This window comes from Halobellus sp. MBLA0158, assembly GCF_041477585.1.
In the GTDB taxonomy this organism is placed as follows: Archaea; Halobacteriota; Halobacteria; order Halobacteriales; family Haloferacaceae; genus Haloquadratum; species Haloquadratum rubicundus.
The window spans coordinates 2,196,686-2,208,570 of record NZ_JBGNYA010000001.1; the positions used below are offsets into that span (position 1 = coordinate 2,196,686).

At 69.0% G+C, this 11,885-nt stretch carries 12 protein-coding genes; 5 read left to right on the top strand and 7 right to left on the bottom strand.

All coding sequences use genetic code 11. The features are described 5' to 3' along the window. Nucleotides 1–27: 27 nt before the first annotated feature. Complete coding sequence (locus tag OS889_RS11270; protein ID WP_372389898.1) at nucleotides 28–159, top strand: HVO_2523 family zinc finger protein; 132 nt, start codon at nucleotides 28–30, stop codon at nucleotides 157–159. A 185-nt stretch (nucleotides 160–344) separates the two neighbouring features. Further along, nucleotides 345–1,370: a phytoene/squalene synthase family protein gene (locus OS889_RS11275; RefSeq protein ID WP_372389900.1), complete on the top strand. Its 1,026-nt coding sequence runs from the start codon at nucleotides 345–347 to the stop codon at nucleotides 1,368–1,370. Here OS889_RS11275 and cruF read toward each other — a convergent pair. The 3 genes from cruF to crtID are packed head-to-tail and all read right to left on the bottom strand — an operon-like array spanning nucleotide 1,354 to nucleotide 4,606. Next, a complete protein-coding gene (gene cruF / locus OS889_RS11280) occupies nucleotides 1,354–2,256 on the bottom strand; it encodes a bisanhydrobacterioruberin hydratase (RefSeq protein WP_372389901.1) in 903 nt (300 codons plus the stop codon). The genes OS889_RS11275 and cruF overlap by 17 nt on opposite strands. After that, a complete protein-coding gene (locus OS889_RS11285; RefSeq protein ID WP_372389902.1) occupies nucleotides 2,249–3,097 on the bottom strand; it encodes a prenyltransferase in 849 nt (282 codons plus the stop codon). Before OS889_RS11285 ends, cruF begins: the two co-directional genes overlap by 8 nt. Nucleotides 3,098–3,103: 6 nt before the next feature. Beyond that, nucleotides 3,104–4,606, bottom strand: coding sequence for a bifunctional phytoene desaturase/3,4-desaturase (gene crtID, locus OS889_RS11290; protein WP_372389903.1), 1,503 nt, complete (start codon nucleotides 4,604–4,606; stop codon nucleotides 3,104–3,106). Between the two features lie 102 nt (nucleotides 4,607–4,708). On the opposite strand from crtID, the gene OS889_RS11295 reads away from it, so the two are divergent. Both OS889_RS11295 and OS889_RS11300 read left to right on the top strand, forming a co-directional pair. Then, nucleotides 4,709–5,443, top strand: coding sequence for an SDR family oxidoreductase (locus tag OS889_RS11295; RefSeq protein WP_372389904.1), 735 nt, complete (start codon nucleotides 4,709–4,711; stop codon nucleotides 5,441–5,443). Between the two features lie 120 nt (nucleotides 5,444–5,563). Next, nucleotides 5,564–6,397, top strand: a complete 834-nt coding sequence (locus OS889_RS11300; protein WP_372391606.1) for a ZIP family metal transporter — start codon at nucleotides 5,564–5,566, stop codon at nucleotides 6,395–6,397. A 30-nt stretch (nucleotides 6,398–6,427) separates the two neighbouring features. Here OS889_RS11300 and OS889_RS11305 read toward each other — a convergent pair whose 3' ends face one another. Then, nucleotides 6,428–7,072, bottom strand: coding sequence for a helix-turn-helix domain-containing protein (locus OS889_RS11305; protein WP_372389905.1), 645 nt, complete (start codon nucleotides 7,070–7,072; stop codon nucleotides 6,428–6,430). A 167-nt stretch (nucleotides 7,073–7,239) separates the two neighbouring features. Then, nucleotides 7,240–8,145 (bottom strand): alpha/beta fold hydrolase, encoded by a 906-nt coding sequence (locus OS889_RS11310; RefSeq protein WP_372389906.1) that lies wholly within the window; start codon nucleotides 8,143–8,145, stop codon nucleotides 7,240–7,242. Nucleotides 8,146–8,282: 137 nt separating this feature from the next. On the opposite strand from OS889_RS11310, the gene OS889_RS11315 reads away from it, so the two are divergent. After that, entirely contained in the window at nucleotides 8,283–8,963 is a 681-nt protein-coding gene (locus OS889_RS11315; protein ID WP_372389907.1) for an MBL fold metallo-hydrolase, read from the top strand. 6 nt (nucleotides 8,964–8,969) lie between these two features. Here the strand turns inward: OS889_RS11315 and OS889_RS11320 are convergent, their stop codons facing one another. Beyond that, complete coding sequence (locus tag OS889_RS11320; protein WP_372389908.1) at nucleotides 8,970–10,457, bottom strand: aldehyde dehydrogenase family protein; 1,488 nt, start codon at nucleotides 10,455–10,457, stop codon at nucleotides 8,970–8,972. A gap of 230 nt (nucleotides 10,458–10,687) precedes the next feature. Further along, the gene (locus tag OS889_RS11325) at nucleotides 10,688–11,800 is read right to left on the bottom strand and encodes an alcohol dehydrogenase catalytic domain-containing protein (RefSeq protein ID WP_372389910.1); all 1,113 of its coding nucleotides are present in this window, start codon (nucleotides 11,798–11,800) and stop codon (nucleotides 10,688–10,690) included. Nucleotides 11,801–11,885 lie beyond the last annotated feature (85 nt).

The window sequence follows — 11,885 nt, forward strand, 5'->3', positions numbered from 1 at the left end:
TTGTCGACTGCGACCGCCCGGACGAACGTGAGCGACGCGACCGAGACGCCGCCCGGCCGGCCCTGTCCGCTCTGCGGGCGATCGATGGCCCGGCGACACTGCAAGTACGTCTGCCCCGAGCACGGGGTGGTCTACGACTGCAGCGACACATTTTGGTGATCTGATACTGGAAAGCGCGAACCGCCGATTCATAGTATATGAGTCTGGTGGCCGACCGTTCGGACTGCGGTCGGATCGGTGTCAAATCGGCACGAAGCGTTATATGAATTCAGTCCGTATCAGAGATGACAGATGCGTGGCCGGACGGAATCGCGACGAGACACCCCGACCCGTAGCACCTAACGATGGTGAGAGAAGAACAGATCCGACAGAGTAAGGCGATCCAGCGGCGCACCGGGAAGACGTTCCACCTGGCGACGCGCGTCCTGCCCGAGCGGGTCCGGCACGCGACGTACGTCCTCTATGCCTTCTTCCGGGTCGCCGACGAGGTCGTCGACGCCGAGGAGACCCCCGCGCCGGCGGAACAGCGCCGGCGACTGGAAACCCTCCGTCGCCAGGCCCTCGGCGAGGAGTCGTCCGACGACCCGGTGCTGACGGCGTTCGCCGAACTCCGCGAGCGGCACGACATCCCCGCGTCCGACGTCGACACCTTCATCGACGCGATGCTCGCGGACATCGACACCGACCGCTACGAGACCTACGAGGAACTGGAGGCGTACATGGACGGCTCGGCGGCCGCGGTCGGCCGGATGATGACCGAGATTATGGAGACGCCGCAGGCCGACGCGGCGCTGCCGCACGCGACGGCGCTCGGCGAGGCGTTCCAGCTCTCGAACTTCCTCCGGGACGTCCGCGAGGACATCATAGAGCGCGACCGGATCTACCTCCCGAGAGAGACTCTCCGGAAGCACGACGTCACCGAGGAACAGCTCCTGAACTTCGAGTACGACGAGAACTTCCGGGCGGCGATGGAAGACGAACTGGAGCGCGCGGAGGCGCTGTATCGAGAGGGCGTCGCCGGCATCGACTACCTCCCCGAGGACTGCCAGTTCGCGGTGTTGCTCGCGGCGGTCCTCTACGCCGACCACCACCGCGAGATCCGCAAGCGCGACTGCGACGTCCTCTCGACGACGCCGTCGCTGTCGGCGGCGCGGAAGCTCTATCTCCTGGCGAAGACGCGCCTCTTCTGGGCGATCGAGCGCGACCCCGTCGCGGTGTTCCGGCGGGTCAGCGTCGTTCCCTACCCCGAGGACGGCGACGCGGCGCGGGATCCCGGCCACTCCGGGCCGTCGCCGAGCCACCCCTCGGGAGCGTCGCGGCGGGGCGGCCGCGTCTCGGGCTGGCTCCGGGGCTTCACCGGCGGAGAGTAGCGAGCCCGCCCGACAGCGGCATATCGAACCGGTCCGTCCGGAGGAGACCGAGCCCGAACAGCACGGCCCCCGCGACCGGAATCCAGTTGCCGAACCACGCGTTGATCCCGCCCCAGAGGATGACAAAGGAGACCAGGTCGTCCAGCAGGAACTCACAGTCCGCCAGCCGATTCAAGAGCGCGCGCCGGTCGTAGCCCCAGTCGAGCGCGAGGGTCGCGACCGTCGCCGAGAGGACCCAGCCGGCGTAGTTCGAGAGCGGCACGCCGTAGAACGCGCCGCCGCTCGGGTAGACCCAGAAGCCGAGCGCGACCGCCCCGGGGTCGAGGACGACGTCCATCGCCAGCACCGCGGCGATGACCGCGGCCAATCTGACCCCGGTCCGCGCGGCGCGCTCGCCGAGCAGGAGCAGACAGAGGAGATAGGAGTTCATCACCAAGGGGATGAAGAAGATCGGAAGCCCCAGCGGGACGCCCGCGACGATCGGCCCGAGGTCGACCCCGTAGAAGAAGTCCCCGTAGGGAATCCCGGTGTGAACGCCCAGGTACTCGATCCCGTACGCGTAGAGCGTCAAGGCGCCGACGCCGGCCGCCGCTCGCCGGTCGGTGATCGGGAGGACGCCGACGACGAGCGGCGAGCGCATCACCGCCGTCCCCAGGAGGATCAGCAGGCCGTTGAACGCCAGCGGCTCGGGCAGGACGCCCTCGGCGCTGGCCAAGAGGAGCACGATCCCGTTGAGGGGGAAGAACACCGAGATGGTAAAGCGGTTCTCGCGGACGAGGCGTTCCAGCCGGCGCTCCCACTCCGCACGGAAGCGAGGGAGACCGGCGCGGAGCGAGCCCAGGCGCGAAGAGTCGACCGACTCCCGCGACTCCGGCGGGTCAGGCATTGACGAGCCTCCAGAGCGCGCCGAGAGTGAGAAGCGTCCCGACGGCGGTGTTGACGACGGGATACCACCAGTACGCCCGGTCGACGTCGACATCCGAGAGATAGATCGCGAACACCAACACCGGGTACGCCGCGAGGAGGAGGCCGATGCGACCGTCGACCAGTCCGAAGACGGCCGCCGCGGCGAGCCAGCACGCGAGGCAGTACGCGAGCGTCCGGCGCTCGCCGAGGAACGTCGCCGTCGTCCTGATCCCGGCCTCGCGGTCGGGTTCGATGTCGGGGATCGCCGAGAAGGTGTGCATCCCCATCGTCCAGAGCCACGCGGCGGCGACCGCCGCCAGCGGCGGATGCGAGCCCGCGACGGCGGCGTAGGCGGCCGCGCCCGGCAGGACGTAGAGCCCGTTCGACAGCGAGTCGAGGAAGGGCGTCGTCTTGAAGCGCAGCGGCGGCGCCGAGTACTGGAAGCCGAGCAGGAAGAAGCCCGCGAGGTACGGCCACGCGAGCGTGGGCGTAGCGGCGAACGTGGCCGCGCCCAGGAGCGTCGAGGCGACGACGACCGCGGCGACGACCGTATCGCCCCGCCAGCGCGCCTCTCGATCCGACTTCTTGGGGTTCTCGGTGTCGACGTCGGCGTCGAAGACGTCGTTGACGCCGTAGAGGAAGACGTTCGCCGGCAGGAGAAAGTACGCGAACAGCCCCACGGTGAGCGGCGTGAACAGCCCGCCCGTCGAGTCGACGCCGAACGCGACGCCGACGACGACCGGGCCCGCGAGGTAGAGCCAAAAGCGCGGCCGCGACAGCGTCAGCAGGTAGCGCACTCGCCCGAAGGTTCCCCCGGACATATCAGTTCAGCCCGCCCGCTCGGCCATCGCTTCCGCCGTTAGCTCGCCGCTGATGAGACACATCGGCACGCCGATGCCGGGCGTCGTGAACGCGCCCGTGAAGTAGAGGCCCTCGACGGCCTCCGATCTGTGGGGCGGCCGGAACAGCGCGGTCTGTCTGAGCGTGTGGGCGAGCCCCAGCGCGGTCCCCTTCGTGGCGTTGTAGCGCTCGGCGAAGTCGGAGACGCAGAAGGACTCCTCGACGACGATCCGGTCCCGGAGGTCGACGCCGGTGTGCTCGGCGATGTCGTCGAGGACGAGGTCGCGGTACTCCTGCCGCATCTCCGGGGTGTCCTCCAGCCCGGCCGCGATGGGCACGAGCGCGAAGAGGTTCGAGTGGCCCTCGGGCGCGACGTCGTCGTCGGTCTCGGAGGGAACACAGAGGTAGTACGCCGGGTCGTCGGGCCACGCCGGGTCGTCGAAGATCTGCTCGAAGTGCGCGTCCCAGTCGGTCGGCAGGACCAGGGTGTGGTGTTCGAGCGGGTCGACGTCGCCCTCGACGCCCAGATAGAGGAGGAACGCCGAGGGCGCGTAGGTCCGCGACTCCCAGTAGTCCTCGTCGTACTGGCGCTTCCCCTCGTCGAGGAGCTCCATCTCCGTGTGCCGGTAGTCGGCGTCGCTGACGACGTAGTCGGGGAACCACTCCGCGCCGGACTCGGTGCGGACGGCGAAGGCGCCCTCGCGGCCTTTGATCTCCGCGACCGGGCTGTCGAGGCGGTAGTCCACGCCGAGTTCCCTTCCCATCTCCGCGATGCCGTCGACGACGCCGCCGAGGCCGTTCTCGGGGTAGTACACGCCCATATTGAAGTCGACGTGGCTCATCAGATTGTAGAGCGCCGGGGTGTTGTTCGGCGCGCCGCCGAGGAACACCAGCGTGTACTGCATTATCTGCTGGAGCTTCGGATGCTCGAAGTACTCTTCGACGTGGTCCTGCATCGAGCCGACGAGCGAGAGCCCGCGGGCCTGCTTTGCGACGTCCCAGTCTATGAAGTCCGAAAGCGAGCTCCGGTCCTCGTAGACGAAGTGTTCCATTCCCACCTCGTAGTTCGTCTTCGACTTCTCCAGGTACTCGTCGAAGCGCTCGCCCGCGCCGGGCTCGTAGGACTCGAACACCTGTCGGTTCCGTTCGAGGTCCGGGACCATGTCCACGCGGTCGCCGTCCTTGAAGAAGATCCGGTAGTGCGGATCCAGGCGGGTGAGGTCGTAGTAGTCCGACGGCTCGCGGCCGAAGTGCGAGAAGAACCGCTCGAAGACGTCGGGCATCAGGTACCACGAGGGGCCCATATCGAACCGGAAGCCCTCGACCTCCAGCCGGCTGGCGCGGCCGCCCAGCTGGCCGTTCTTCTCCAGGAGGGTGACCTCCGCGCCCGCGTCCGCGAGGTAGCACGCCGTCGAGAGGCCGCCGAAGCCGCCGCCGATCACGACGACGTCGGCGCCGGCGAGCGCGTCGAGGTCCGGGGGAGTGTCCATAGCGGGTCGTGGGGCGTCGAAACCATAAATCGACTGACCGAGCGGGTCGCCGAGGCTCCCGGCGGCGAGAATCTTTACCTGCGAACGGACCCAGGAGTCGATATGACGCTCACCGACGCGACGGTCGTCGTGACGGGCGCGAGTCGAGGAATCGGCCGGGCGCTCCTGGGAGCGTTCGCCGGCGAGGGCGCCGCAGTCGTCGGCTGTGCGCGGGACGTCGACGCGCTCGACGAGGCCGTCGCCGACGCGCGGGCGACGCGGGAAGCCGCCGACGCCGAGCGCGACGCGCCGATCGAGGGCGTCCGCGCCGACGTGCGGGTCGCCACCGACGTCGAGCGGGCGATGGACGTCGCCGACGGGATCGGCCCCGGAGACGGAGTCGACGTCGTGGTGGCGAACGCGGGCGTCAACCACGGCGATCCCGGCGAGATGCCGATCCACGAGGAGTCCTACGACCGCTTCGACGACACGGTCCAGACGAACCTCCGCGGGGTCTTCGCGGCCGCGAAGGAGGGGCTCGCGCGGATGCCGGCCGACGGGCGCTTGCTCGTGCCGTCGGGGTCCGTCGCCGTCGACGCCAAGCCGGGGATGGGCGCGTACGCGGTCTCGAAGGCGGCCGCCGAAGCCGTGATCCGGCAGGTCGCTGCCGACGCCGACCAGACCGCGGCGGTCGTCGATCCCGGGATCGTCGAGACCGATCTCAGCGGTCCCGGCGGGCGCGCGCCCGAAGACGTCGCGCCGATGTTCGTGTGGGCCGCCGGCGAGGCCGACGCCGAGGAGATCGACGGCGAACGCGTCGATCTCCGGACCTGGAAGCGGGCGACGCGATCGCGGTGAGGCGGCTTTCCGACGCCGAATCCGGAGTAGTCTGCCGCGACGCCTCGCTCCGACACGCTTATTAAAACGAGCGTTCGTGTTATGAACGTGAGCGTTATTAATTCGGACGGCGGCTTTCATATCCGCGATCGGATCTCGACGGTCGGGCTCCTCGCGACGCTGGTGTTGGTGGGGCTTTCGATCCTCGCGGTCGCGATGAGCATCGAGAACCACGGGAAGCTGGTCGGGATCTCGTGGGTCGCGTTCCTGGCGATGGCGTTGGCGGCGCCGCTCGGAGCGCGGACGAGAGCCGAGAGCGGCGGCGCGCTGGTGTGGGGCTACGGGCTCGCCGCGGGCGCGATGGTGACGAGCGCGGCCGTCTTCCTGGTCCCGCAGGCGATCGGCCAGCACCCGCAGTGGGGCGGCTTCGGCGTCGCGTTCGGCCTGCTCGCGGGCTTTGCCTCCCACACGGTCGGGCATCGACTCGCCCATATGGACCTCCCGATCGACCGGACGGTCGCGGAACTGACCGCCCACGCCTTCTCCGCGGGCGCCATCATCGGCATCATCTACGGGAACATGCCCGAACTCGGGGCGTTGCTGGGGCTGGCGATCGTCTCCCACAAGGGACCCGCGGGCTACGCCGCCGCCCGGCGGCTCGCGAACGCCGGCCGGAACGCGTCGATCCTCCTCCTGCCCGCGACGGGCGTCGGGATCGCCGGCATCGCCACCTCGATGATCGCGCTGCCCGCGTCGGGGCCGGTCCGCGGCCTCGTCTTCGGCTTCGCGGCCGGCGTCTTCCTCCACGTCGCGATGGACTTCCTGCCCCGGTGTGAGATCGGCAGCGAGATCCACAGTATGCTGTCTGTCTCGGGCGACGCCCACGCGGTGCTGGACCGCCTCCGGGTCCACGCCGTCGTCTCGACGTCGATCGGCGGCCTCGTCGTCCTCGCGGCGTGGCTCGTCATCGCCTGAACGACGCGCCACGCCACCAGTTTTTCCGACTCACTCCGTCCCGGCGTACTCGCGGAGCACCGCCGACTCGGCCTTCCGGACCAGTTCGCCCGCGGTGCTCGTCGCGCAGTCGAGCGCGGCGGCGACGTCCACGATGCTCCCGGTCCGCGGGACCTCGTAGTAGCCGACCGACACCGCGGCGTCGAGCGCCGCGGCCTGCCGCTCTGTGAGCCGCGAGGGCGACGAGGACCTCGCGAACGGGCGAACGCGCTCGATCTCGATCGCTCCGAGCGCCGACAGCGACTCCCGGAGGTCCGAGAGCGCCGACGCCTCGCCGACGGCCTCGAAGGTCACCGGCCCTGAAGACGAAAAGACGACCGGCGGGACGAAGATCACGGCCGCGTCTGCGACGACTTCCAAGACGGGATCGGGGAACTCGTAGGCCGCCTGGCTGAGGAAGGCGTAGGTACCCCCGCCGTCGCGGACGAGCGAGCGCTCGGCGAGCGACTCGATCGCCGAGAGCACCGCGCGGACGGCGTCGGGATCCGCGTCGAACCACAGCAGCGTCGTCGCGTCCGCGGTCGGACTCCACATCAGCAACTCCGCACGCGAAACCGAATCGGTATCGACGACCGCCCGGTGGAGGGGATGCCGGAGGCGGTCCGGGTACTCGATCGAGAACTGGACCTGCTTCATTCGGCGCTGAGCCGACGTTCGCCCGGTCGGACCATCAATCATCGTGTTCGGTTCGCGGTCTGCTGATCTCGCCGCCGCGACGATTCGTAGTGATTACTCTCACCGTTTACCGCCGAACGCGACGCCCGGTGACGGCGCTCGGCGGTAAGAGACGAGAGTAATCACTATCAGGCCGGCGACGCCGCCAGCTCCCGCTCGTCCCGCTGTGCGCCCACCACGTCCGGCACGGCGCGCAGGAGCGCGCCGAGGTGGTCGGCGCCCTCGTACTCGTCGAACGCCGCCCCCGGGAAGTGATCGGCGAATCGACGGGCGCCGTCGATCGGCACGTTCGCGTCGCGACTCCCGTGGTGGAATCGGACGGCGATCGGCGGTCCGTCCGTCGCAGGGTCCCACCGAGCGGCGTGGCGGAACTCGACGGCGGCGGCCGCCGCGTCGCCGCCGACGGCTTCCAGGAAGTCGGCCTTGACGACCGCCGCCGCGTCCTCGGGGACGTCGTCGGCGCCGTCGGTGGTGTACTGGGCGACGACGGCCGCGGGGTCCAGCTGGGCGGAGAGCCACGCCTGACCGCGGAGAAGAGCTTGGAGAAGCGCGGGCGTCGACCGCGCCATCCGGTGGAGAAGCCGCTGAATCGGCGGCGTCTCGTCGGATAGCGCCGGGGGCACGGCGCCGGAGACGACGTCGAGCCGATCGAAGCGCTCGGGGTGTCGAGTCGCCGCCGCGAGGCCGTAGGGCGCGCCGCCGGAGAACGCGACGAGGCCGGCAGAAGCGACGTCGGCGTCGTCGAGGACCGCGACGAGCGCGTCCGCCGTCTCCTCGATTGTCCTGTCGGGCCACGGGTCCGACGCCCCGTATCCCAGGCGGTCGGGTGCGAACACTCGGACCTCGTGCTCTCGTGCGGCCGCATCGAGCAGCCGCCCCAGCAGACGGGAGCCGGGCGTCCCGTGGAGGAACAGGAGCGGTGTGCCGTCCGGGTCGCCGTATTCGGCGTACGCGACCGCTCGATCGCCGACCCGGACGACTCGGAGGGGTGCGTCGCCGTCGGTCTCGTTCGTCGGTGAGCGCGTGATCGTCATCGTCCTGGCGATGGATACGTGTGGTATCCGGGTGTCAATACTGCCGGATGAGTCCGGTGATTTATATTCTGGGTCCGAATCCGGACGCATTCTCCGCAAGCGACCCGATTCACAACGTCGGCGCCCGGAGTCGGCGTATGCGACTCACGGACGGCGTGTACGGCCTGGAACTGGACGTCGCGTTCGCCGGGCGGGAGCTCACGATCAGGCCCGTCGCGGTCGAGACGCCGCGCGGACTCGTCCTCCTCGACGTCGGACTTCCCGGCGGCCGCGAGGACCTCCGCGAGGCGCTCGCGGCCGAGGGGCTCGCGCTCGACGACGTCTGGGCGGTCGCGGTGACTCACCAGGACCTCGACCACGCGGGGTGTCTGGCGGCCGTCGTCGAGGAGACCGGTGCGGTGGTGATCGCCCACGAGGCCGACGCGCCCTATCTCGAAGGCGAGCGCGAGCTCATCAAAGGCGGGGACGACCGCCCCGACTTCGAGCCAGTCACGGTCGATTTAGAGATCGTGGGCGGCGAGACGTTCGCGACCGCGGCGGGCCCGATGTGCGCGGTCCACACGCCCGGTCACACCCCGGGACACACCTCTTACTTCCTTCCCGAGCCGGGGGTGCTCGCGGCCGCCGACGCGCTCAACGTCGTCGACGGCGCGCTCTCGGGGCCGCGCGAGGACGCGACGCCCGATCCGGAGACGGCCTGGGAGAGCGTCGCCGACCTGGCCGAACTCGACGTCGAGCGGACGTTCTGCTTCCACGGGGGCCACATCGAGGCCGGCCGCGAGGAGATCCGGGAGCTGGCTCGGGACCGAGGGCGCTGAGGCCGCTCAGAACCCGTAGTCGCGCTGTTCGTGCTGGACGCTCACCCACTTCGGGCGGGTGAACTCGTGGATGACTTCCTCGGCGTTGAACGCGCCGATGCCGGAGGCGCCGACGCCGCCGAACGGCATGTGGGGCTCCTCGTTGATCGGCTGGTCGTTGACGTGGATCATCCCCGTCTCGACGCGTTTTGCGATCTCGCGGCCGCGGCCGGTGTCGCCGGCGTAGACGCTCCCGGAGAGCCCGTAGTCGGTGGCGTTGGCGATCTCGACCGCTTCGTCGACATCGCTGGCCTTGATGACCGGTGCGACGGGTCCGAAGTGCTCGTTGCACGCGGTCGGCATATCGTTCGTGACGTCCGCGAGGACGGTCGGTTCGAGGACCAGCGAGTCCTCGACGCCGTCGAGTTCGTGGGCCTCGTTGCCGGTCACGAGCGTCGCGCCCGCGTCGACGGTGTCCTGGATGTAGTCGAGGATCTGGTCGCGCTGTGACTCGTTGATGATCGGGCCGACGATGTTCTCGGGGTCGTGGACGCTCCCGGTCGGGATCCCCTCGGCGTAGCCCGCGAGGATCTCGACGTACTGGTCGTAGACGTCCTCGTGGACGATGTGGCGGTTGATCGAGATGCAGATCTGTCCCGAGTGGATGAACGACCCGAACGCGCCGGCCTCGGCCGCGTCCTCGACGTCGGCGTCGGCGGTGACGATGTGGGCGTTGTTGCCGCCGAGCTCCATCGCGGGCGCCGCGAGGTTGCGGGCGGCCATCGACGCGACCTCCCGTCCGACGGGGGTCGAGCCGGTGAACGCGACCACGTCGGCGTCGGGGTGGCCGGCGACGGCGTCGCCGATCGCCGAGCCCGTGCCGGTGACGACGTTGAGCACGCCGTCGGGGAGGCCGACGTCCTCGAACAGCTCCGCGATGAGGAGGCCGCCCGTGACGGGCGTCTCCGAGGAGGGCTTGAGGACGACCGAGTTCCCCATCGCGATCGCGGGTGCGACCGCCCGCATCGTGAGGACGAGCGGGAAGTTCCACGGCGTGATGGCAGAGACGATCCCCTCGGGCCGCCGCTCGACGACGTTCTCCTTGCCGGGGATGTTCGAGCCCGCGTGTTCGCCCTTCATCCGCGAGGGGAACGTCGCCGCCTCCGCCATCTGGGCGACCGTGTTCTCGGTCTCGATGTTCGCCTTCGCCATCGAGGAGCCGCCCTCCGAGAGCAGGAGTTGGACCGTCTCGTCGAAGCGCTCTTCGAGGTTGTTCATCGCCTCCAGTACCGCTTCCTGTCGCCGCCCGGGCGCCGCGTCGGCCCACTCCTCCTGGGCGCGGGCCGCGGCCTCGTAGGCCGCGTCGACGTCCGCCTCGGTCGCGGCAGGCACCTCGAAGAGCGTCTCGCGCGTGGAGGGATCCGTCACCGCGAGCGTCTCCCCCGACGACGCGGACACCCACTCGCCGTCGATGTACTGTCGGGACCACTCGCTTTCGGCTGAAGTTGTCGCCATATAACGAAAGAATATGATTATCGTACTTAGGTGTTCACCTCGCGGACAATACCGACTCAACTCAGACGGCGACCGAGAGCGGTATATTCGTCAGATTCGCCGATATTGTCGGTTGGAAACGATCGAAATCCGCCTATGTCGGTTTTATTAGTAAATGGCCGATATTGCCGGCCATATACATATATCGACGAAAAAATCGGATTGTTACGAAAACTGTCCGAAAGCGTCGCTCAGATCTTCAGGACGCTGTGGACGTCCTCGCCGCCGAGGAGGTTGTCGTAGGCGTCGTTGATCTCTTCGAGGTCGTACTCGCGGGTGATGAGTTCGTCGAGGTAGTAGTCCCCGTCGAGGTAGCGGTCGATGACCTCGCCCGTCGTTTGCCGGGGGCTCGCGCCGCCGTAGAGACAGCCCTTCATCTCGCGCTCGCCGTCGAGGAGTTGCTGGGGCGAGATCGGGATGCTCTCGGCGGCCGACCCCGCGGTGATGATGAGTTCGCCGCGCGGGCCCAGGAGGGGAACGAGGTCGGCGACGAGCTCGCCGCTGGCGACGCCGACAGAGAGGATGACCGCGTCGGCGCCGAAGGGATCGGCGTCGCGGACGACCGATTCGAGGTCCGTCTCCTCGGGGTCGACGGCGCGGTCCGCGCCGAACTCCAGGGCCTTCTCGCGCTTCATCGCGACGGGGTCGCTCGCGATCACCGTCCCCGCGCCGGCGTGGGTCGCGCCCTGGACGGCGTTCAGACCGACGTTGCCCGCGCCGACGACGACGACGGTGTCGTTGGGCTCGATGTCCGCGCGGTGTGCGCCCGACCCGTAGCCCGTCACGACGCCGCAGCCGATGATCGAGGCGACGTCGGTCGGGAGTTCGTCCGGGATCGGGTAGACCTCCGACTCGGGGACGACGACCTCCTCGGCGAAGGTCCCGAGCGTGAGGAACTGCGCGAGGTCCTCGTCGCCGTCGTGGAACCGACAGGTGTCGTCGAGCAGGTGGCCCTCGTAGAGGCTCTCGCCGCCGCGGACACAGAGATGCTGCATCCCCTTGACGCACATCTCGCAGACGCCGCAGGCGGGGACCCACAGCGTGAGGACGCGGTCGCCGGGTTCGACGCCCGTGACGCCGGGGCCGACCTCGACGACTCGCCCGGCGCCCTCGTGACCCGCGACGACGGGATAGTTCCGCTGGAGGGCGCCCTCGACGGCGTGCCAGTCCGTGTGGCACGCGCCCGCGTACTCGATCTCGACGCGTACCTCGCCCGCCTTGGGATCGTCCAGTTCGACGTCCTTCACCGTGAATCCGTCCGTGTCCGGTTCGTCGACCAACGCGGCTGTGACAGTGCGTGACATCACATCAGACCGCGTGATCGATCGAAATAAGTGTAATTATTATTTAATTCACTCCGGCCGAAGTTAATGTATCGTGCGCGGCAGT

Excerpts from the sequence above, each read along its gene's own strand:
- OS889_RS11320 (WP_372389908.1), bottom strand. The coding sequence starts at position 10,457 with ATGGCGACAACTTCAGCCGAAAGCGAGTGGTCCCGACAGTACATCGAC.
- crtID (WP_372389903.1), bottom strand. The coding sequence starts at position 4,606 with ATGGACACTCCCCCGGACCTCGACGCGCTCGCCGGCGCCGACGTCGTC.
- OS889_RS11285 (WP_372389902.1), bottom strand. The coding sequence starts at position 3,097 with ATGTCCGGGGGAACCTTCGGGCGAGTGCGCTACCTGCTGACGCTGTCG.
- OS889_RS11295 (WP_372389904.1), top strand. The coding sequence starts at position 4,709 with ATGACGCTCACCGACGCGACGGTCGTCGTGACGGGCGCGAGTCGAGGA.
- OS889_RS11315 (WP_372389907.1), top strand. The coding sequence starts at position 8,283 with ATGCGACTCACGGACGGCGTGTACGGCCTGGAACTGGACGTCGCGTTC.
- OS889_RS11310 (WP_372389906.1), bottom strand. The coding sequence starts at position 8,145 with ATGACGATCACGCGCTCACCGACGAACGAGACCGACGGCGACGCACCC.
- OS889_RS11325 (WP_372389910.1), bottom strand. The coding sequence starts at position 11,800 with ATGTCACGCACTGTCACAGCCGCGTTGGTCGACGAACCGGACACGGAC.
- OS889_RS11305 (WP_372389905.1), bottom strand. The coding sequence starts at position 7,072 with ATGAAGCAGGTCCAGTTCTCGATCGAGTACCCGGACCGCCTCCGGCAT.
- OS889_RS11275 (WP_372389900.1), top strand. The coding sequence starts at position 345 with ATGGTGAGAGAAGAACAGATCCGACAGAGTAAGGCGATCCAGCGGCGC.
- cruF (WP_372389901.1), bottom strand. The coding sequence starts at position 2,256 with ATGCCTGACCCGCCGGAGTCGCGGGAGTCGGTCGACTCTTCGCGCCTG.